This window comes from Pedococcus sp. P2_A3, from assembly GCF_056405035.1.
The window spans coordinates 98,159-117,781 of sequence record NZ_JBFUCW010000010.1 but is presented as its reverse complement, the minus strand read 5'-3'; the positions used below and the strand labels follow the sequence as shown (position 1 = coordinate 117,781).

Annotated in this window: 25 protein-coding genes and 1 tRNA gene; 14 read left to right on the top strand and 12 right to left on the bottom strand. The window is 70.8% G+C overall.

Features of this window, described 5'->3' with window-relative positions:
- A complete protein-coding gene (locus AC1DX8_RS10340; RefSeq protein ID WP_477629836.1) occupies positions 1-441 on the bottom strand; it encodes a DUF2231 domain-containing protein in 441 nt (146 codons plus the stop codon).
- 358 nt (positions 442-799) lie between these two features.
- Between AC1DX8_RS10340 and AC1DX8_RS10335 the strand changes: the two genes are divergently transcribed.
- The 3 genes from AC1DX8_RS10335 (at position 800) to AC1DX8_RS10325 (ending at position 2,377) form a co-directional block, all read left to right on the top strand.
- Positions 800-1,312: a sigma-70 family RNA polymerase sigma factor gene (locus tag AC1DX8_RS10335; RefSeq protein WP_477629835.1), complete on the top strand. Its 513-nt coding sequence runs from the start codon at positions 800-802 to the stop codon at positions 1,310-1,312.
- Positions 1,309-2,127 carry an anti-sigma factor family protein gene (locus AC1DX8_RS10330; protein ID WP_477629834.1) on the top strand — a complete coding sequence of 273 codons (819 nt, stop codon included), beginning with the start codon at positions 1,309-1,311 and terminating at the stop codon, positions 2,125-2,127. The genes AC1DX8_RS10335 and AC1DX8_RS10330 overlap by 4 nt, the downstream gene beginning before the upstream one ends.
- 177 nt (positions 2,128-2,304) lie before the next feature.
- Positions 2,305-2,377 (top strand) — tRNA-Ala (locus AC1DX8_RS10325).
- A gap of 205 nt (positions 2,378-2,582) precedes the next feature.
- On the opposite strand, the gene AC1DX8_RS10320 is transcribed toward AC1DX8_RS10325, so the two are convergent.
- Together AC1DX8_RS10320 and AC1DX8_RS10315 are read right to left on the bottom strand one after the other, a co-directional pair.
- Positions 2,583-3,638: a sensor histidine kinase gene (locus AC1DX8_RS10320; RefSeq protein ID WP_477629833.1), complete on the bottom strand. Its 1,056-nt coding sequence runs from the start codon at positions 3,636-3,638 to the stop codon at positions 2,583-2,585.
- Complete coding sequence (locus AC1DX8_RS10315) at positions 3,635-4,360, bottom strand: response regulator transcription factor (RefSeq protein WP_477629832.1); 726 nt, start codon at positions 4,358-4,360, stop codon at positions 3,635-3,637. Before AC1DX8_RS10315 ends, AC1DX8_RS10320 begins: the two co-directional genes overlap by 4 nt.
- Before the next feature lie 162 nt (positions 4,361-4,522).
- Here AC1DX8_RS10315 and AC1DX8_RS10310 point away from each other — a divergent pair, with 162 nt between their 5' ends.
- Positions 4,523-4,978: a hypothetical protein gene (locus tag AC1DX8_RS10310; protein WP_477629831.1), complete on the top strand. Its 456-nt coding sequence runs from the start codon at positions 4,523-4,525 to the stop codon at positions 4,976-4,978.
- A gap of 79 nt (positions 4,979-5,057) precedes the next feature.
- Here the strand turns inward: AC1DX8_RS10310 and AC1DX8_RS10305 are convergent, their stop codons facing one another.
- The gene (locus AC1DX8_RS10305; protein WP_477629830.1) at positions 5,058-5,606 is read right to left on the bottom strand and encodes a TetR/AcrR family transcriptional regulator; all 549 of its coding nucleotides are present in this window, start codon (positions 5,604-5,606) and stop codon (positions 5,058-5,060) included.
- Positions 5,607-5,759: 153 nt separating this feature from the next.
- On the opposite strand from AC1DX8_RS10305, the gene AC1DX8_RS10300 reads away from it, so the two are divergent.
- Entirely contained in the window at positions 5,760-6,059 is a 300-nt protein-coding gene (locus AC1DX8_RS10300; protein ID WP_477629829.1) for a cupin domain-containing protein, read from the top strand.
- A gap of 24 nt (positions 6,060-6,083) precedes the next feature.
- Positions 6,084-6,275 (top strand): hypothetical protein, encoded by a 192-nt coding sequence (locus tag AC1DX8_RS10295; protein ID WP_477629828.1) that lies wholly within the window; start codon positions 6,084-6,086, stop codon positions 6,273-6,275.
- Positions 6,276-6,327: 52 nt separating this feature from the next.
- On the opposite strand, the gene AC1DX8_RS10290 is transcribed toward AC1DX8_RS10295, so the two are convergent.
- A complete protein-coding gene (locus AC1DX8_RS10290) occupies positions 6,328-6,603 on the bottom strand; it encodes a hypothetical protein (protein ID WP_477629827.1) in 276 nt (91 codons plus the stop codon).
- A 127-nt stretch (positions 6,604-6,730) separates the two neighbouring features.
- On the bottom strand, positions 6,731-6,859 hold the full coding sequence (locus AC1DX8_RS10285; RefSeq protein ID WP_477629826.1) for a hypothetical protein: 129 nt from the start codon (positions 6,857-6,859) through the stop codon (positions 6,731-6,733).
- A 183-nt stretch (positions 6,860-7,042) separates the two neighbouring features.
- Between AC1DX8_RS10285 and AC1DX8_RS10280 the strand changes: the two genes are divergently transcribed.
- Positions 7,043-7,438, top strand: a complete 396-nt coding sequence (locus tag AC1DX8_RS10280) for a hypothetical protein (RefSeq protein WP_477629825.1) — start codon at positions 7,043-7,045, stop codon at positions 7,436-7,438.
- 50 nt (positions 7,439-7,488) lie between these two features.
- Here the strand turns inward: AC1DX8_RS10280 and AC1DX8_RS10275 are convergent, their stop codons facing one another.
- From AC1DX8_RS10275 to AC1DX8_RS10260, 4 genes are all read right to left on the bottom strand, one after another.
- Positions 7,489-7,974, bottom strand: coding sequence for a hypothetical protein (locus AC1DX8_RS10275; protein WP_477629824.1), 486 nt, complete (start codon positions 7,972-7,974; stop codon positions 7,489-7,491).
- A 170-nt stretch (positions 7,975-8,144) separates the two neighbouring features.
- The gene (locus AC1DX8_RS10270; protein WP_477629823.1) at positions 8,145-8,954 is read right to left on the bottom strand and encodes a sulfite exporter TauE/SafE family protein; all 810 of its coding nucleotides are present in this window, start codon (positions 8,952-8,954) and stop codon (positions 8,145-8,147) included.
- Between the two features lie 177 nt (positions 8,955-9,131).
- Positions 9,132-9,311, bottom strand: coding sequence for a hypothetical protein (locus tag AC1DX8_RS10265; RefSeq protein ID WP_477629822.1), 180 nt, complete (start codon positions 9,309-9,311; stop codon positions 9,132-9,134).
- A 70-nt stretch (positions 9,312-9,381) separates the two neighbouring features.
- A complete protein-coding gene (locus AC1DX8_RS10260; RefSeq protein WP_477629821.1) occupies positions 9,382-10,875 on the bottom strand; it encodes an MBL fold metallo-hydrolase in 1,494 nt (497 codons plus the stop codon).
- Positions 10,876-11,121: 246 nt separating this feature from the next.
- Here AC1DX8_RS10260 and AC1DX8_RS10255 point away from each other — a divergent pair, with 246 nt between their 5' ends.
- The 7 genes from AC1DX8_RS10255 (at position 11,122) to AC1DX8_RS10225 (ending at position 15,929) form a co-directional block, all read left to right on the top strand.
- Entirely contained in the window at positions 11,122-11,388 is a 267-nt protein-coding gene (locus AC1DX8_RS10255; RefSeq protein ID WP_406829905.1) for a metal-sensitive transcriptional regulator, read from the top strand.
- A gap of 5 nt (positions 11,389-11,393) precedes the next feature.
- Positions 11,394-11,942, top strand: coding sequence for a DinB family protein (locus AC1DX8_RS10250; RefSeq protein ID WP_477629820.1), 549 nt, complete (start codon positions 11,394-11,396; stop codon positions 11,940-11,942).
- Between the two features lie 139 nt (positions 11,943-12,081).
- Positions 12,082-12,639 (top strand): hypothetical protein, encoded by a 558-nt coding sequence (locus AC1DX8_RS10245; protein WP_477629819.1) that lies wholly within the window; start codon positions 12,082-12,084, stop codon positions 12,637-12,639.
- Between the two features lie 53 nt (positions 12,640-12,692).
- Positions 12,693-13,238 carry a SigE family RNA polymerase sigma factor gene (locus AC1DX8_RS10240; protein ID WP_477629818.1) on the top strand — a complete coding sequence of 182 codons (546 nt, stop codon included), beginning with the start codon at positions 12,693-12,695 and terminating at the stop codon, positions 13,236-13,238.
- Entirely contained in the window at positions 13,231-14,265 is a 1,035-nt protein-coding gene (locus AC1DX8_RS10235) for a hypothetical protein (RefSeq protein ID WP_477629817.1), read from the top strand. Before AC1DX8_RS10240 ends, AC1DX8_RS10235 begins: the two co-directional genes overlap by 8 nt.
- A 94-nt stretch (positions 14,266-14,359) precedes the next feature.
- Entirely contained in the window at positions 14,360-15,307 is a 948-nt protein-coding gene (locus AC1DX8_RS10230; protein ID WP_477629816.1) for a GDSL-type esterase/lipase family protein, read from the top strand.
- Positions 15,308-15,563: 256 nt separating this feature from the next.
- A complete protein-coding gene (locus AC1DX8_RS10225; protein WP_477629815.1) occupies positions 15,564-15,929 on the top strand; it encodes a hypothetical protein in 366 nt (121 codons plus the stop codon).
- A gap of 201 nt (positions 15,930-16,130) precedes the next feature.
- Here AC1DX8_RS10225 and AC1DX8_RS10220 read toward each other — a convergent pair whose 3' ends face one another.
- The gene (locus AC1DX8_RS10220; protein ID WP_477629814.1) at positions 16,131-17,699 is read right to left on the bottom strand and encodes a hypothetical protein; all 1,569 of its coding nucleotides are present in this window, start codon (positions 17,697-17,699) and stop codon (positions 16,131-16,133) included.
- Positions 17,700-18,035: 336 nt separating this feature from the next.
- Positions 18,036-19,592, bottom strand: coding sequence for a dolichyl-phosphate-mannose--protein mannosyltransferase (locus AC1DX8_RS10215; RefSeq protein WP_477629813.1), 1,557 nt, complete (start codon positions 19,590-19,592; stop codon positions 18,036-18,038).
- Positions 19,593-19,623: the final 31 nt, after the last annotated feature.

Genomic DNA, 19,623 nt, shown 5'->3' with positions numbered 1-19,623 from the left:
CTACCGGTTGCCCCAGACGGCGCGCGCGCCCGAGTCGCCGGTCAGCACCACGATGGTCGCGGTGCCGATCGCGCTCGCGACTACGAGCCCGGCGAGCGCCAGCCGCGGGACGGTGGTCACCCCGCTGCGTCGCAGGTAGAGCCACTGGGCGATGGTGGTCACGGCGAGGGCGGCGGCCCACGGCAGCACCATGGTGCCGTAGCCCAGGTGCTTGTCGATGAAGGGCGGGTTGCCGAGTCGCTTCGCGAGGTCCTGGCCTGCGCGGGTGGTGACGGGCACGGCCAGGGCGCCGACGACCGCCCCCAGCGGCACGAGGAAGGTGAGCTTGCGCTGGGCGGCCGGCCACGCGCTCACCACGATGGCGGCCACGGCGGTCAGCGGCAGCAGCACGACGACGAGGTGCACCAGCAGGACGTGCGCGGGTAGTCCGTTGATCTCCATGCCGCAGGAACGTAGCCGACCGGGTCGGGGTTCACCCACCGGCGGGCGCGAGGGCGAGCGCGATGCAGGGCGCGACTGCGGCGCGACGGAGGCGCGATGGCGGGCGGGATGGAGGGCGCGACGGCGGCGCGATGGCGGGCGCGATGGAGGGCGCGACGGCCGCGACCGAGGCGCGACGGAGCGTGAACTCTGCACCGAGATCCCACCTCTGCGCGTCCAACACCCCCTGAAGCCCCGAGAGCCGGGATCTCGACGCGGCCATCGGTGAACCCGGGCGGGCCGCATCTCGTCCTTTACGGAGACTTCCCCGACCGGGGAGGATCGGTCGTGTCGGCTCATGAGGGTCGAAGGAGCGGGTGTGGCGACGAGTCAGCGGGAAGCGGCCCTGCAGGGTCTGCACGACCGCCATGCCTCGGAGCTGTGGCGGTTCGCGTTGCGGCTGACCCGAGACCCGCAGGTCGCCGAGGACGTCGTGCAGGAGGCCTTGCTGCGCGCCTGGCGCGACCCGGCGCTGGGCACCCGCTCCGAGCCGCAGGCCCGCGCGTGGTTGTTCACGGTAGTGCGCAACCTCGTCGTCGACCGTTGGCGCAGCGCAGCGTCCCGGCACGAGGTGGCGGGCATCGACTTCGTCGAGGCGGGAGTGGCGGACCGGTCAGGAGAGGTCCTCGACCGTTGGTTGATCTCGGACGCGCTGGAGTCCGTGTCACGTGAGCACCGCCAGGTCATCGCGGCCGCGTACTACGAAGGGAGAACGGTGGCTGAGATCGCCGCAGAGCTGAGGGTGCCGGAGGGCACCGTGAAGTCGCGGCTCCACTACGGGCTGCGCAGCCTGCGTCTGGTCCTGCAGGAGAAGGGGGTGACCAGCCCATGAGCCCCCACGACGACTACACCGACTGGGACGCCGCCTACGTCCTGGGCGCCCTGCCGGTGGCCGAGCGGCGTGAGTACGAGGCCCACCTGGCCGGGTGCGCCGCCTGTCGGGGCGCGGTCGCCGAGCTGGCGGGTATGCCGGGCCTGCTCGCCCAGCTGCCCCCGGGCGAGGTCCTCGCGATGGATCGCGACGGCGTCTCGGACCTGCAACCGCCGGCCTCGCTGATGCCCACCCTGCCGTTCGTGGCCGCCGAGTCGCCGCGCCGTCGGTGGTTGGCCCCGCTGGCCGCGGCCGCCGCCGCCCTCCTCATCGGAGGCGTCGGTGGGTATGCCGCGTCGTCAGCCGGGCGCGACGGGTCACCCAACCCGGGGGTCACCTCCACCGCAGGGGGGACCGTCGGGAGGGGGCCCGTTGCGGGGCCCGGGCGGTTGGCCTTCATCGCGGTCGAGCCGTCGCTGATGACGGCAGTGGTGGACGTCGTGCCGATCGCGAACGGCACCGAGCTGAGGGTGGAGTGCCAGTACGCCCGACAGACGGGGGCCCCTGCGCCCGCGTGGCCCACCCCGGGGCCGACCTCGACCCGACCCACCAGCGGCTCCGGGGCGGGTGGCACCGGGGGGGACTACTCGATCGACTACGCGATCTGGGTGATCGACCGGGCTGGGAAGGCCACCGAGCTGCGGAACTGGACGGCACACCCGGACCGGATCATGCACCCGGTCGGCGTCTCTGCCCTTCCGGTGTCGCAGATCGCCTCCGTGGAGATCCGTCAGGTGGACACCGGCCACACCGTGATGCGGGCGAGCCTGGTCTAGGCGTATCTGGTCAGGCTGCCGGATGAGGCGGACCCGATCAGGCGGACCGGATGAGGTGGACCCGATCCGGCGGACCGGATGAGGTGGACCCGAGCCGGTGGATGAGGGCAGGTGTGGTCGGTGCTGCACCGTTTTCCGTCGGGCCCAGTGCTGGTGTTATTGTTTCGTCCGCATCAAGGGGCTGTGGCGCAGTTGGTAGCGCGTCTCGTTCGCAATGAGAAGGCCAGGGGTTCGAATCCCCTCAGCTCCACTCACTGACACCCTGTCCGACCTGCGCGATCGCCGCAGGATGGACAGGGTGTCTTGCTGTGTGCCCCTCCTTCTTGTCCCTTGGTCTGGCACACCTGCACCGCATTCATCCCGTGCCCTGATCACTGCCTGCGTCTGCCTTTCGGGCAGACGCAGTCTGGTCGCAGCCGGCGCGGGCCGAGGGGAGGGGAGAGGGGCCGGGGGGCTCAGGGAGTCCCGGGCGTCATCACCGCTGTCGCCCTCGAACCCTGGACGGCGGGGAAGTAGAGCGAGAAGCAACACCCGTCGTCGGTGTTGGCGACGGAAATCGTTCCCCCGTGGGCCTTCGCGACCCCCGCCACGATGGCCAGACCGAGGCCCGCGCCTCCGCCGTCGCCGGGGGTCCGGGCCTCGGTTCCTCGGAACCCCGTCTCGAAGATGCGCGCGGCCAGACCTTCGGGGATGCCACCGCACTGGTCCCGCACCGTGACCAGCACGCCCTCGTTCCCCTGTGCCGTGACCGTCGTCTCCACCTCGCCGCCGGACGGGGTGTGCCGGATCCCGTTGACGAGGAGGTTCGCGACCGCACGATGGATCTCGGTCGCGGCCACCGTCGCCCGCACGCCCGGCGTGGCGGACCCGGTGAGCCGGACCTCGCGGGCCCGGGCCAGCGGAACCAGGCCGGCAACCGCGTCCGAGACGAGGTCTCCCACGTCGATGTCGCTCATCGTCAGGCCCGGGTCGTCGGCCTGGAGCCGGGACAGTGCGAGCAGGCCGTTGACCAGGTCGTCCATGCGCATCACCGAGTCGCGCACCATCCGCATGGCGGTGGGCACATCCGCAGCCACCCCGTCCTCGACGGCCTCGCTGATGGCGCGGATTCCGGCCAGTGGGGTCCGCAGGTCGTGGGAGACCCAGGCGACGAGCTCGCGCCGGTCGGACTCCGAGCGTGCCTCGTGCTCCCTCTGCATCCGCTCTGCGGTGGCGGCCCGGTCGGCGGCGATGACCCGCCGGGCGACCAAGCCGCCCAGCGCGGCGGCCACCGGGACGGCCGCGAGCAGCACCAGGAGGACGGTGGTGGAGTCCTCGGGGCGCAGGAACATGGCACGTGAGCTCGCATAGACCCCGGCGGCGACGGCGATCACGACGACGACCGGCGCGGCGACCGCGGCGGTGCCCAGGGATCGACGGGTGAGGGCCACGACCAGCGCGACGCCCACCAGTCCGACGGCCAGCGCGACGGCGGCGGACAGCCCAACCGCCGAGAGCTGCGCGGTGCTCACGGTGCGTCCGGTGGTGTGGGGTCCCATCGGTAGCCGACACCGAAGACCGTGACGAGGCGTCTCGGAGAAGACGGCTCGTCCTCGACCTTCTCCCGCAACCGGCGGACGTGGACGGTGACGGTCGACTCGTCGCCGAACTCCCACTCCCAGACGTCGCGGATGAGCTCCTCGCGCCGGTGCACGACGCCCGGGTGTCGCAGGAACCAGTCGAGGAGAGCGAACTCCCGCATCGTCAGCGCCAGCGGAGCGCCGGCCCGCGTGACCACGTGCGCGAGCCGGTCGAGGACGAGGTCGCCGTCGACGATCTGTGCTGGCAGCGGGGCGACCCCGTCATCGGGCCGGTCGGCGGCGGGCTGGCCGGAGGCCCTGCGGACGATCGCCTGGATCCGCAGCACGAGCTCGCGCGGGCTGAAGGGCTTCGTCACGTAGTCGTCCGCACCGATCTCGAGACCCTCGATCCTGTCGGCCTCCGTGCCCAGGGCCGTGAGCATCACGACGGGGACCGTTGGCTGGTCACGGCGAAGCCGTCGGCACACCTCGAGCCCGTCCATCCCGGGGAGCATGAGGTCCAGCACGACGACGTCCGGCGAGGTTCGGGCGGCCAGGTCCAGCGCAGTCACCCCGTCGGCGGCGCGGTGCACTTCGAAGCCGGCACGGACGAGGTAGGCGCCGACGACATCGCCCACGGTCGGGTCGTCGTCGACGACGAGGGCGCTGGCCATGGTCCGAGGATAGGTGCACTCCCGCCGTCTGACGTCCCCCGGGCTGCGCTGGTCAGGACCTCGTAAGGAGGGTGTAACCGCCCCGTCATGGCCTGCCCGTGGAGTTGCCCGCTTGACTCGACCCAGAGCCGCCACCGTGGCGACGGGAAGTGAGGAAGTTCCATGAATCGCAAGGCATTCCGCATCGTCGGTGTCATCGCGACAGGTGGCGTCGCGGCGCTGGGGCTGGGCTCGACGGCATACGCGTCCGGGGTCTCCGGCCCGGCGATCTATGTCGACCACGTCCTGTACCGGACAGTCGCCACGCCGACCGACTTGTCCGGGACAGGCGCGCCCGCGCAGAGCTGGGACACCATCTACAACTTCTTCGGCGCGCAGCCCAGCGTGGCCACTGCCGCGCCCGGCGACCCGGGCTTCAACGGCGGCCGCTGGCAGGTGCACAAGGTGTCCACCCCGGACGGGTATGGTGCGGCGCTGGCCGCCGGCGACCTCGACGGCAACGGCGTCCTGGACTCGGCCTCGGAGATCCAGGCGGCCTTGGCGTCCGGCGCCCTCGTCGACGACGGCATCGTGAAGTACTTCGTCTGCACCCTGAACAAGGTGCCCGCCCGCCCCTGAGCAAAGCACCGCTGGCGCGGCTCGCCTGGCCGTCCGGCTCGTGCATCCGGGACGCGTGTCGACGACCAGGTTCGCCTCGTCAGGGCCGCCGGGCGACGGCCATGGCGAGCGCGGTCATCGCAGACACCGCAGAGGGGTTCGACAGTCCGTTGTCGAGGCACAGGGAGCGCCAGGTCCAGAAGGACACCGCGTGCCCCACTGCGGCGACAAGCTGTCTRGACCGTCGTGTCGTACCAAACGGTTCGAGGAGCACGTCGCGGAAGGCGTGGTCGCGCTGGGACAGCTGGGCCTGGATCGTTGCGGGCAGGTAGTCCCAGTCGCCGTAGATCCGCCGGAGCATGGGCTCGCCGGAGCGGTAGAAGCGATAGAGGTCGGCCAACCCGACGCGCAGCCGCTCGTCGGGGTCGGAGACGCCGGCCCACGTTGCCGGGTGGGGAAGGCGTTGCTGAGCGGTCCAGTGGGCCGAGCAGGCCGCGAAGAGGGCCTCGTCGTCGGGGAAGTGCCGATACACCGTCAACCGCGTCACCCCGGCGCGCTCGGCGATCCCGGAGATCGTCGTGTGCGCCGGCCCCACGCTTTCGTGGAGCAGGGAAGTCGCCTCAACGATCCGAAGGCGTGTCTCCTCCATGCTGTCCGCGCGCTGCCGCATCTGGTAAGCCCGGTTTTTGGATGAACGCTGTTGTTCAGTCAAAGCATTGACACCGCTTCTGGCTGGGAGGACATTGGATGAACACGAGTGTATTCCCATATCCGTCGTTCCACAGTGAGGAAGAGGTGTTCCGTGCCAGATGTCGAGGCCCCGCCGCTGACCGTAATCCAGCCCGGCGAGGGGCGCGAAGGTTCCCTCGGCTCGATCGGGGTGGTGTTCAAGCTGTTCGGGGAACACACCAACGGCTTGGTCTCCGTCGTCGAGCACCCTTTCCCGGTGGGCGCACTCGTGCCGCCACACCTGCACACGCTGGAGGACGAGTACTCCATCGTCACCGAGGGTGCGATCGGTTTCCGGTCCGGCGATCGCGAGGTCGTCCTCGAGGCGGGTGGCTACATCACCAAACCGCGTGGCGAGCTGCACACGATGTAGAATGCCGGAAGCGCGCCGGCGAGGATGATCGAGATCATCAGCCCGGCAGGCTTCGAACACTTCTTCTGGGGACTGTCGGACCAGCTCACGGACGGCCCGCCCGACCCCGACGAGCTTGCTCGGCTCGCCGCGAAGCACGGCCTGGTCTTCCAGGATGCGCCCTGGGTCCCCGACCTGGTCGAACGGTACGGTCTGACGCCTCTGCCGTCTCGCTAGGGTGTCGGCTCCTCTGACTACGTCCCAGGACTCCGGGCTGTCCCCCCCTGCGTCAAGCCACCCGTGCCGTGAAGGTGGAGTGCCCGTCCCCCGTCGTCTCGTGACGGTGGGCGGCAGCCAGCAGGTCGGCATCGTGCTCGGGAAGGAAGCCCGAGTCCCGACAGCAGTCGTGGCACACCGCGACGGCTCGTCGGCCCAGGTGGACGACCTCGATCAGGTGCGGGTGGCAGGTCTCGTCGCCGTCGTGGTGGTGGTCGCGGCGGTGGACCGCGTCGACGGTGCAGGCGGCAACCGGGTCATTGGACTGCGTGTCTGTCGAGTCGAACATCGGGCCCGCCTTTGCGAAGGTCGTCGGTCTTCCATTGAACGCCTGCCGAGGGCCCTGGCTGATCGGGCGATGGGTCGGACTCCACTGCCGAACGGTGGATGGTGGATCGGGCGATCGCCTCAGCGCCCTACGCCCACGCCCAAAGCACCTTGACGTGGCGGTCGGCGTTGATGCCTCGGACGCGGGCCGCGGCGCGCCAGATGCTCCGATGGGCCTCGCGACGCTCCCCGCCGGTGCCGGCATCGAGGATCACCACCGTCCAGGGGATGAGGCCGGCGGGTCCACGTTCTCGCGCAACGCGTCCGGGTCCATCACCCGTCTGCGCGGACGCCAGGGGACCAGCGGCTGATCACTGCCCGCGGATTCCCACTCGTCGGAGCGGATTGGTAGCCGGGGGCGCCTCGGCGGGCTCGACGCCGACGTGGCAGGCTCTCGCGGCATGAGTGCTGTCACCGTGGATACGTTGCGTCTCTTCCTGCACGTGCTGGCCGCCACGGTCTGGGTCGGTCAGATCACCCTCGCCGCGCTGGTCCCAGCACTTCGCGCGGCGGGCACGGACGTGCCGAAGGCTGCCGCCAACGCCTTCAACCGCATCGCGTGGCCGGCGTTCGGGATCTTGGTGCTGACCGGCATCTGGAACGTGGCCGCCGAAGGCGACAAGGGGCCGGCATACCAGCACACCCTGATGCTGAAGTACACCCTGGTGGTCGCCTCAGGCGTGACCGCCTACCTGCACGCTCGAGTGTCCTCGCGCAGGGCGATGGCGGTCTTCGGTGCACTCACCGGTCTCACCGCGCTGGCCACGTTGTTCGTCGGGATCATGCTGGCCGGCTGAGCCGGTCGACGCTGAGCCGGGTAGGGCCGGCCGCTCGACTCGACGGAGGGTCAGGACACTGACCCGCTGAACGTGTCGAGGATGCACCCCTGGGACCCAGCCGTCGGCGTGCAGCGACGACCGTCGCCCGACAGGACGCCCCCGCCGCTGCTGACGCCCGCCAGGGTGGAGTCGAGCACCCACCAGGTCCCATGCGTCGTGAACGCGCCACCGGCAGCGTGGCCGTCGGGGATCGTGATGAACGCCTGGTAACCCAGCGTCACGGTCGCAGCGCCGCAGTGGAGCACCTTCATCCCAGTGAACAGCGGCTGGTTGCGCGTGCGACCGACCGGGTCGACGGACGCATCAGTGACCGACGTGCACGCCGCCAGTGGCCCACTGGCGGCAACGACAGCGCTGTCCGTGGGCGTGAACTGGGTCTCGACCACGAGGGTCGTGCGGACACCGGCCGCTTGGGCGGGCGCTGCGAGGGCGACCGCCGCGGTGGCGGTCGCCGCGGCGACGACGGTGAGAACGGTGTGGCGGAGTGAGTGCATGGTGGTTCCTCCTGCGTGCGTGGGTGCGGACCCTGCCGGGCCAGCGTCCCGCCGAGGAGCTCGACTGCGCATCCGGGCTACCACGTACGTCCCCTGTATCGAACGACGTCATGATCGAACGACGTCATGATCGAACGACGTCATGCGGCTCGAGCTGGTGGTGACGAGTCTCAGAACAGCAAGGGCACGCTGCGGGCCCCGGTGTAGAGGGCGACGGCGGTCAACAGGACGGCGAACGCCGTCGTGAGGTGCCGTGCCCCGACGCGTGCGGTGATCCGCCCGCCCAGCAGGCTTCCGGCGATGGCGGCCGCGGTGAACCCGGCGATGAGCTTCCAGTCGAGGTGCATGCCGCTGGTGGAGACGCGAGCGGCCAGCGCCGTGGCGCTGTTGACGGCGATGACGAGCAGGGAGGTGCCGACCGCGACGGGCATCGGGAACGACAGGGCCAGGACGAGGGCGTTGACGAGCACGAACCCGCCGCCGACTCCGAAGAACCCGGTGAGCAGGCCGACGGCGGTCGCGGTGGCCACGACCTTGGCCACGCGCGGGCAGGCGCAGGACAGCGGGCGGAAGGTCAGGAGGGGCTCCGCTGTCAGGTCCTCGACTCCGGAGGCGGCACCGGGGCGCAGGGAGCGGCGCAGCATCAGGGTCGCGACGACCAGCATGAGCGCACCGAACGCGGTCAGCAGCACCTGTGGCGGCACGCGTGCTGCGAGCGCGGACCCGCCGAGCGACCCAGCGGTGCCGAGCGCTCCGAACACGAGCCCTTGGCCGAAGCGCACTCGCCCCGCTCGGGCGTGGGGGACCAGCGCGATGAGGGACGTCAGGCCGACGATGAGCAGGGAGCTGGTGGTCGCTGTGTGCGGGTCCTGGTCGAGCACGTACACGAGGGCCGGGACCGTCAGGATGGATCCGCCACCGCCGAGCGCCCCGAGCGCGAGGCCGATGAGCAGCCCGAGGGGCAGGACCAGGGGTGACATGGGGCGCTCTCTCTGCTGCTGATGAGGCCCGCCGGGGGTGGACGCAGGGGCATCCGGCCCCCCGGCGGGTTGACCGGCTCAGCGTGGGGGGCCGCTGACACCGATCGGGGCGAGCGTCGCGCCAGGGGACAGCGCGACGCCCGGGCTCGGGGTGCGGCGCACGAGCGCCGCACCGTCTCAGGCGCGGCCGAACAGGCGCGACATGAACGACCCGCCGCCGGCCGCCGACTTCTCGGCGTCGCTGTGGCCGGGGCAGCGGTCGGCGCGGGGGACGCCGGCCATGACCTGGTCGACGTGCTGGCCGCAGCCGGCCCAGGTGGTCTTGCTGCAGACCTTGCAGTTGACGGGTCGGCACATGGTGGTTCTCCTTCGAGGTTGGCTCGTACTCGGTGGTGCAGGTGAGGTCGGGGGGTGGGTCGCTCGGTCGTCAGGCGGCTGCCGTGACGGGCAGCCCGGCCGCGGCGGCGTTCTGGTCGAAGTCGTCGTCGACGGCGACCACGGAGATGCCACGCGCCGCGAGGACGGAGGCCGCGATGGAGGCGCGGTAGCCACCAGCGCAGTGCACCCAGACCTCACCGGCCGGGACGTCGTCGAGGCGGCCGAGCAGCTCGTGCAGGGGGATGTTCACCGCCTCGTGGAGGTGGCCGGCGGCGAACTCGGTGACCCGCCGCACATCCAGGACGGCGACCGGGCGGTGGTGCCGGACCTGCGCGAGGTCGGCGAAGACGGCGCGCTCGAAGGAGCCGAGCGGCTCGTCGGTCCACTGGTCCGGCGTGCCGGTCGCTGCACCGGCGAGCTGGTCGATGCCGATCCGGACGAGCTCGCGCTGCGCCTCGGCCACCTGTTCCCGGCTGTCGCCGAGCACCGTCAGCGGGGTGTCCCACGGGATGAGCCAGCCGAGGTAGGTGGCGAACTGGCCGTCGAGGCCGAAGTTGAGGGTCCCGGTGACGTGACCGGCGGCGAACGCCGTGCGGGTGCGCAGGTCGACGACCCACTCGCCCTCCCGGATGCGGGCGGCGAGGGTCTCCCTGTCGGCGTGCTCCGGCGCGGTCAGGTCCGGGGCGCTGGGACCCGCGCTGTTCGCCGGGGCCATGTGCGCGTAGTACGCGGGGTAGGCGTCGAGCCCCGCGAGCGTGTCGGCCACCCACTGCTCCTCGTCCTCGGTCAGGGCGGGGTTGTGCTGCTTCTCCGCCCCGATGGTCGAGGCGGTCGTGCCGCCGGTGGACCCGGCCGAGCAGAACGACCCGAAGCCGTGGGTGGGCAGGACAGGCGTGTGCTCTGGGAGCTCGTCGGCCAAGCGGTGGGCGGAGGCGAACTGGTGGTGCACCAGGTCGTGCGTGTGGTCGGGGCCGAGCAGGTCCGGGCGCCCGGTCGCGCCGAACAGCAGGGACCCGCCGGTGAACACCCCCACCGACTCGAACGGCGCACCGGGCTCCGGCGCCGACTCCAGGGCGTAGGACAGGTGGGTGAAGGTGTGGCCGGGAGTGGCGATGGCCCGCATCCGCAGGGTCGGGGACACGTCTATGACGTCGCCGTCGTCGATCGGGGTGCGGTCGTAGGAGACCTGGTCCGCTGCGTTGACCAGGTAGGCGGCGCCGGTCGCCTCGGCGAGGGCCAGCCCCCCGGTGACGTAGTCGTTGTGGACGTGGGTCTCGAACACGTGGGTGATGCGCACCCCGGCCTCGGACGCGAGGTCCAGGACGCGGTCGATGTCGCGCTGCGGGTCGACCACCACGGCGACCTGGCCGTCGTGAGCGAGGTACGAGCGGTCCCCGAGGGTGGGGGTGTCGATGGCGACGATGACGGGCGGGGTCGCGAGCGTCCCGGGCCGGCCGGCATACTCGCCGCGCTCTCGGTCGTGGACGACTGGAGCACCGTCGGCGCGGTCGGCGGCGAGCTGCGCGAGGGTGGCCTCGGACATCTGGGTTGCGTCTCCTTCGAGTGGAAAGAGATACCCGCTGGGGTATCTGCTGTCTCCAACGGTAGTACCCCGGGGGGGCATTCCAGTCAAATGCGCGGTGCGGTTGTGACATACCCCACCGGGTACCCGCATCGTGGCGGGGAATGCTGCTGGCCGGTGATCCGCTGGATACCCCAGCAGGTATATCCTCAGCCCAGAGGCCCAGCAGACCCAGCAGCAACCGCCTGCCACACCCAAGGAGCACCGATGGTCACCCTGAACACCGACGACATGACCCCCGTCATCAACCGCCTGCGCCGCGCCCAGGGCCAGCTCGGGGGTGTCATCCGGCTCATCGAGGAAGGCCGCGACTGCCGTGACGTCGTCACCCAGCTCGCCGCTGTCAACCGCGCCCTCGACCGCGCCGGGTTCGCCATCGTGTCCTCCGGCATGCGCGAGTGCCTCACCTCGCCGGACGGCATCAGCGCCGAGGACCAGGCCACCATGGAGAAGCTCTTCCTCACGCTGGCCTGAGAACCGTGACGACTTCTGAGGAGCGGCCCGACGGTGCGGTGGACCGCGCCGCGATCGTGGCTGACCTGACCGCGTGCCGGGACGACCTGCGCCACCTGTTGTCCACCGCACCGGCGGACCGGCTGCGGGCGCGGAGCAACGGCACCAGGTGGAGCAACGAGCAGCTGCTGTTCCACATGGTCTTCGGGTTCCTGATCGTGCGCCGCCTGCTGCCGTTGGTGCGCCTGGTCTCGGTGCTGCCGCCGCGGGTGGGACGGGGGTTCGCCCGGTTGCTCGATGCGGGACGGGTGCCGTTCCACTGGGTCAACTACGCGGGCTCCTGCGGTGGGGCGCTCGTGTTCAACCACGACCGGCTGGCGTGGCTGAGCGACCGCACCGTCGACGGACTCGTCGTCCGCCTCCATGACGAGGCGGAAGAGCGGCTCGGACGGGGCATGCCGTTCCCGACCAGCTGGGACCCGTACTTCCGCCCGTTCATGTCGCTCGCTGACGTGTACGCCTATCCGGTGCTCCACTACGCCCACCACCGCGCCCAGCTGACCCTGTCGACCTGACGGTGCGACCCCGAGGGCGCTGACCAGCCTCGCGCGAGGCAACCTTCCGGCCGGGTCGACCCCTGTTGAAGGGGCGGAGGCAGGTGCCTTCGGTGCGCCGGCCGCCGTCGGCCCACCACGATGGCGAAGGAGCGAGGCCATGTTCTGGACGCACACGACGTATGGCGCGGCGACCGACACGGGTGACCGTCGGACCAGCGGGTGGGCCGAGGCGGAAGCCGTGCCCACGAGGATCCCCCCACGAGCGGGTCGTCGGGCGCTGGTCGCCGCACTGGCGCTCCTGGCCCTCCTCGCGGCTGCTCCCCCGGCCAACGCAGGGGCGCCTGCCGAGCACTTCGGCAAGGCGACCTTCTACGACGCGAGCTTCAGCGAGTTCCTCACTGCGAGCTGCGGATTCCCGGTGACCGTGACCGACACGGAGAGCGACACCGCGCTGGACAACGGGACGGTCTCCATGCTCTCGATCCACATCACCGCGGACGTCGTGGGCAACGGACACCAGCTCCTGCTGCGCACCAACAGCCCGGTCATCGTCAACGACCGCAACAACCTCCTGGTCGGGTTGGTGGTCCAGGTCAGGTCAGCCACCAACCAGCTCCTGGTGCAGTACGGCGGCCAGCTACGGACCCTTGACGACGGCACCGGTGTGCTGCACCCGGCCTTCCCGGAGTTCAACCTCTGCGACTTCCTCAGGTAGCCGGTCGTGATGTCACTCTGGGGGTGGCGCTGACGGAGGGGAAGGAGGCCAGCGTGGTGGGGACGTCGGACGAGCGTCGGACGACACCACGCCCGACGTTCGAGGAGTTCGTCGTGGCGCGTGGCACCGTGCTGCTGCGCACCGCCTGGCTCCTGACCGGCGACCACCACCTGGCGGAGGACCTGCTGCAGACGGCACTGGGCAAGACCTGGCCGCACTGGTCCCGGATCGGCGCGACGGGGATGGGCGCCTACGAGCAGTACGTGCGCAAGGTGATGCTCACGACATACATCGCGTGGTGGCGCCGGCGCTGGAACGGCGAGCGGCCCACGGCCCGTCTCCCGGAGCCGCGCGGCGACGCCACCTGGTATGCCGCGTCGTCGGCCGACGTGCGCCACGACCTGCTCGCGGCGCTCGGCACCCTGCCTCGCGGCCAGCGAGCCGTCGTCGTGCTGCGCTTCTTCGACGACCTCACCGAGGCCCAGACCGCCGAGCTGCTGGGATGCAGCGTCGGCACGGTGAAGAGCCAGTGCGCCAAGGGTCTGGCGGCCCTGCGCCGCAGCCCGATGATCGTGACCGAGGAGGTGCCCCGTGGCTGAGCTCGAGAACTCGGTGCGGCAGCTGCTGCGCGACGCCGTGCCGCCCGACCTCGAGGCCGATCCCGGCGGCCTGATCGACGGCGCCGCCACCTACGCGCGCCGGAGCCGGAACGCCCGCACTGCGGGTGGGACCGTGGCGCTCGCCGTCGTGGCGGCACTCGTCGCCGTCGTGTGGATGGGTATCCAGCAACCGCGGCCGGTGCCTGCGAGGCCGGCACCGAACCCCGTGACGCAGGAGCTGTGCCGGAGCCCGCGGCAGACTGCGCCGCCGGTGCTCCCGCGGACCGACCCGAGTGGTGAGTCGGCCGCGATCTGTCCGCTCGGTGACGCCGAGGGCCCGGGCTGGCAGCTGCCGGGCGCCCCCCTGACCTTGGAGCGCTGGGTCGACTACCTGAGCGGCGGGATCGCATCGACGCCCTCGGCGGCGTGCGCACCGGGACCGGCTGGACCTCCGTTCCTCCTGGTGGTCAAGCGGGTCGGTGCGGAGCCGGTGTCCTTCCGCAGCTCCGACCTCGCGTGCAGTGGACGCGAGGTCGTCGCCCGCTACCTGGCAGCGCTCGCGTACGAGCAGGCTGACCGTGACGCTGCGGGAGTCTCCGGCAACGCGCCCCAGTGTTCACCCCCCAAGCTCGACGAGCCCCTTCCGCTGAGGACTCCACTGACCACGCTGCGGGCCGATCACTCTCCCGGGATCCTGTGCAGCTACCCGGTGTTCGACCCGTCCGGCTCCGACCGCCTGGCGCCCCGCGACTACCAGGCGGTGCGGCTCAGCACCGAGGCGATGGCCGTCGTCCAGGCCGACCTCGCCGCCAGCACCTTCAGCACCCGGGCGCCGAAGACGTGCCCGCCGTCGCGCCGTGAGCTCACCCTGCGGCTGCAGACCCCGGGGGCCCAGATCCCGGCTGAGGAACAGGTCGAGTTCGTCGGCTCCTGCCTCGACGTGCTCCGGCTGTCGGGCAACGCGCTCTGGTGGCAGCCCGACGCCACCACCCGCGCCGTCCTCCTGCCCCTCCTGCCTGCTGACTGACCAGCATCGACCGGGTGACGGCGATGGTCGCCGCCCCAGTCGGCTACGGGTTATCCCTGATGGCACCGGCCTCGCCCCGCCCTAGCCTCCGAAGATGCGAGTCTCCGGTCCGGTTGCCGCCGCGGGTGTGATCACCAGCGCGGCCCTGCTGCTGGGGGGATGCGCCTCAGGGGATGCCCCGGTGACGAGCTCCTCGACCGCGAGCCCCTCGACCGCGAGCCCCTCGACCGCGAGCCCCTCGACCGCGAGCCCCTCGACCTCGGGCTCCTCGACCTCGGCTACCACCGCACCGCGCGCCGACCTGACGATCCTGGCGATGGGTGACTCCACCGTGTGGGACCACGACTGCACGGACTGCAGCCACTCCTACCCACACCAGCTCCGCGCCGCGCTCGTGAAGTCGACGGGCAAGCGCGTCGACCTCATCGATGCGACCCAGCACAACGCCCTGACGGCCCCACAGCTGCTCGGTGAGATCACGAACGACTCGTGGGGCGGGGAGACGCAGGATCCGAAGGCGCCTGACCCCAGAGTGGCCATCGCTGCAGCGGACATCATCACCATCACGCTCGGGGCCAACGACGTGCCCTGGCAGCAGGACGACGACCCGATCTGCCACGGCGCCTGGGCCACGCGGTCGTGCATCGACCAGAAGGTCACACCCTCGCTGCTGGCGCTCGGCCAGGTCATCGACACCATCCACACGATCCGGGGCGCGAAACCCACGGCGATCCGGGTGACGAACTTCTACAACGAGCTCATCCCGAGCAAGGACTATGCCCCCGACCGACCCCCGGAGTCGATCGTCAAGGGCCTCACCGGCGCCAAGGTGTTCTCCGACGCCCTGAATGACGGGATCTGCCGCACGGCCACGGCACACCGGGCGGTCTGCATCGACATCTACCACGGGATCAACGGTGCCGATGGAACGAAGCCGCTGCCCTCGAACTGGTTCAGGTGGGCGGGGCACGACCGTGGCTACGACCAGACGTTCACCATGCTGGCCATCCTCAAGGCCGGGTTCGCCCCTCTGCGGCTCTGACCGATCGCCCCTCTGCGGGCCCTGCCGATCGCCTCTCTGCGGGCCTGGCGATCGCCCCTCGGGCCTGCCGCTCGCCTCAGGGGTCGTCCTCGAGGTCCTGTTCGAGGTTGCCACCGAGGTGGCCGCCGGGGTGCCGGCGGTGAGTACCGACGCGGATGTGGTGGCCGCCTGCCACGGGTCAAGGTGGGGCATGGCCATTGCTGGTTCGTCGAACGTGGCCGACCGAGGGGCCGGGGATGGGGCACGTGCAGGTGGGGTGGATACCGGTCCGCGTCCGCTGATCCGGTGGCGCGGCTGGCGGCCGGCCCTGTGGACCGCCACCGTGGTGGCGGTGCTGGTCTCGTGGTTCGTCACCTTCGTCGTGGCGGCGTACCAGACGCTCAGGCACGCAGGGGTGTGCCAGGAACCCGCTCTCCCCGCCGATCTCGCCGAAGCGCAGCGGGCGCTGGTGGTCCTGGCCCTGGCGACCGCCGCCCCGTGGCTCGTCGCCCTGTGGCGAACCACGTTCCGGCTGCGGGTGGGGCTGTTCGCGGTGCTCGCCGTGGCGCCGGCGACGATCGGGGCCGGGCAGGTGCTGAGGGCGACCCCGGCCGACTACGTGCTGGCCTGGTGCCTCTACTGAGGGTCACCAGACCACCTGGTCGTGACTGGCCGACCCCGGCACCGGCTGGTCGCCGGTGCCGGGGTCGGCACTGTCACAGTGAGCCCCCGGGACGTGGAGCCGCTGTGAGGTGGAGCCCCTGGGACGGGGGGCTCCTGACATGGAAGGGGTCCGCGGCCCACCCCCTGGGCCGCGAACCCCTCAGCCATGAGGTTCTTCGGGTCAGCGCTTCTGCGCGACCTTGCGGTAGCCGGCCGAGAGGCCGAGACCGCTGAGCAGGAAGCCGAGTCCGAGCCACATCAACGTCGGGTCGGAGCCCGTGAAGGCGAGCTCGGTGGTGGCGTTGACGGCGGCGGGCTTGGCCAGACCAGCGGCGGCCGGAACCGCCGAGGCGGGGTTCGCCGGTGCGGGGTCGCCCGTCTCTCCACTGCCCGTCGACGGGTCGTCGACGACGCAGGCGGCGCCTGCCGGGACTGCGGGGCTCACCAGCACCTGGGAGGACGAGTCCGGCACGGCCGGGGTGTCCACGACGGTCCGGTAGAGACCGGTCTCGGTCCAGCCCTCGCCGGGCGAGACGGCGGCCCAGACCAGCTGGGTCTCGCCCTCGACCGTCTGGGTCTCGCCCGTGGCCGACCAGTCGGCACCGGGGGAGTCGACGGCCCAGACCTCGTCCCAGTGGCCGACCTCCGGGGTGGCCGGCGTGACCAGGACCTGCTCGTCCCAAGCCGGCGTGACCAGGACCTGGATCGTGTCGCCGGGCGTCGCGTCGTGGTGGACCGTGGTGTAGACCGCGTCGTGGTGGACCGTGGTGTAGACCGCGTCGTGGTGGACCGTGGTGTAGACCGCGTCGTGGTGGACGGTCGTGTACACGGCGTCGTGGTGGACGGTCGTGGAGACCGCGTCGTGGTGGACCGTGGTGTAGACCGCGTCGTGGTGCACGGTCGTGTACACGGCGTCGTGGTGGACGGTCGTGTACACGGCGTCGTGGTGGACCGTGGTGTAGACCGCGTCGTGGTGGACCGTCGTGTACACGGCCGGCGAGGTGAGCGCGCCCTGGCGGGTCTCGCCCGTGGCGATCCAGCCACCCGAGCTCTGCTGGGGCTGGGCGTTCCAGTTGGGGTCGATGTCCCAGCGCTCGCCCTTCCCGTTCTTCTGGACGAAGTGGTACTCGGTGGCGTAGACGGCCGGCGAGGTCATGACCTGCTCGTCCCAGGCGGCGGTCTGGAGGACCTGCTGGTCGTAGGCGGCGGTCTGGAGGACCTGCTCGTCCCAGGCAGCGGTCTGCAGGACCTGCTCGTCCCAGGCAGCGGTCTGCAGGACCTGCTCGTCGTAGCCGGGCGTCACGACCTGCTCGTCGTAGGCGGCGGTCTGGAGGACCTGCTCGTCCCAAGCGGCGGTCTGCAGGACCTGCTCGTCGTAGGCTGCGGTCTGCAGGACCTGCTCGTCGTAGGCCGCGGTCTGCAGGACCTGCTCGTCCCAGGCCGGCGTGCCGGGGAGCGTGACGGGCACGTACACGGCGTCGTGGTGGACGATGTCGTAGACCGCGTCCTGGGCGGCTGCGTCCACCTGGTACCGGTGCCACTTCTGCTCGATGACCTCGGAGACGGAGCTCCACTGGTACTCGTCGTGGGTCACGGCAGCCGTGCCCGGCGTGACGACGGTCGAGTAGACCGCCTGCTTGGCGGGCGTCCCGCACGGCACCTGGCTGTCCGCTGCGGACGCCACCCCCGGTGCGATTGCCAGACCCAGTGCTGTGACCGCGACCGCGATCGAAACTCGCTTGGTGTTCATGTGTAGAGCCCCTGCCCTCTTGTCCCGAATGGTGTGACGCCGGGGGTGAGGTCCAGTGGTTCGTGCCACACCCGGCGTTGTGCGCTGAGTGTGTGGTGGAGGTCATGGAATGGTCAAGAGATAGTAAAGAGAGGGTATGCGGGACGTAAAGTGCCGTGTTCAGCGGCCAACGAAGGCAAAGCCCCCCACTCGGGTCGGAAAGGGCCTTCGACTTGTGTCCCGACTATGGCGCTATGTCCGGATACCAAGCCCCGAGACGTTGGTCAAGGAATGGTCAAGAACAGACCATTCCTGACCAAACGGCTGACCCCTCGACTCGGAGGTCCGGCCGATGCGTCAGACCCAGCTGGGGAACCACATCCGCAGCGACCACTGGCTCTGGGGGATCACCTGGGCGGTGTAGATCGGCCAGAAGAACGCGAAGATCGCCAGGGTCAGCAGGCAGTAGCCGCCGACGACGTACAGGCCGATCTCCCGTCGGCGCCACGAGTCGGTGCGACCACCGAGAGCCAGGCCGAGGACGAAGACGACGGCGAAGATGATCCACGGTTCGAAGGCCACGGTGTAGAAGGAGTAGATGGTGCGCTCCTCGAGCCCGAACCAGGGCAGGTAGCCGCCGGCGAGCCCCGCGAGGATGCCGCCGGCGCGCCAGTCGCGCTTGAAGATCCAGTAGAACGCGAGCACGAAGATGGCGGCCGCCCCCAGCCACCAGATCGAGACGGTGCCGATCGAGGTGATCGCCTTGGAGCACTGGGCGACGGCGCAGCCGTCCTCACCACGCTTCGGCCCCTCGTAGAAAAACGAGGTGGGCCTGCCCTGGATCACCCACGACCACGGGTTGGTGCGGTAGGGGTGGTTGTCGTGGAGGTTGACGTGGAAGGTGTAGATCTCCTGGTGGTAGTGCCACAGGGACCGCACGGCGTCGGGCACCCACGGGGTGTCGCGCGAGGGGTGGATCGCACCCCAGGTGCGGTCGTAGCCCAAGGGCGAGCGGAACCACCCGACCCACGACGCGAGGTAGGTCGCGACGGCTGTCGTGCACATCACCAGGGCGCCCCAGAGCCCGTCGGTGACCACGGCCGAGGAGAACCAGTGCCGCACACCGACGGCGCGGCGCGCTCCCATGTCCCACCAGACCGTCATCAGCCCGAACGCCACGAGGAAGAACAGGCCCGACCACTTGGTGCCGGCGCACAGGCCGAGGCTGATGCCGGCCACCCACCGCCACGGGCGGGCCCCCAGCCACGGTCCGAGCCCCGACGCGAGGGCGTGGTTGGACAGGCCCGCGGCGCGCTCGGCGAGGAGCTCGCGGGAGCGGTCGCGGTCGATGAGCAGGGCGCAGAAGGCCAACAGCGCCCAGAACATGACGATGAGGTCGAGCAGCCCGGTGCGCGACTGGACGAAGTGATGCCCCTCGAAGGCGACCAGGAAGGCGGCGATCGTGCCCAGCAGTGACGACCCGAACATCCGCCGGGCGGCCCGGCCGATCATGAGGATCGACAGCGTGCCCAGGACGCACACCGAGAAGCGCCAGCCGAACGACGACGTCTGCCCGAACAGGTGCTCACCGGCCGCGATGATCCACTTGCCGACCGGCGGGTGGACGACCAGGTCGCCCTCGGTGCCGAAGACGTCCGGGGTCCCCTGGGTGAACAGCTCGTCAGGCTTCTTGATCGTGTCCGGCACCCGCAGCTCCACGCCGTACTCCAGCATCGAGACGCCCTGTTTGACGTAGTAGGTCTCGTCGAACACCAGCTGGTGCGGGCGGCCCAGCGCCCAGAAGCGCATGCCCCCGCCGACGACCGCGAAGAACAGGGGCCCGAGCCATCCCCAGAGGGTGTCGGTGGGCCTGAATCCGAGCAGCCGTGATCGCAGCAGCTCGATCCGGGTCATGCGCGCCATCGTATGCACAGCAACTCCGGCA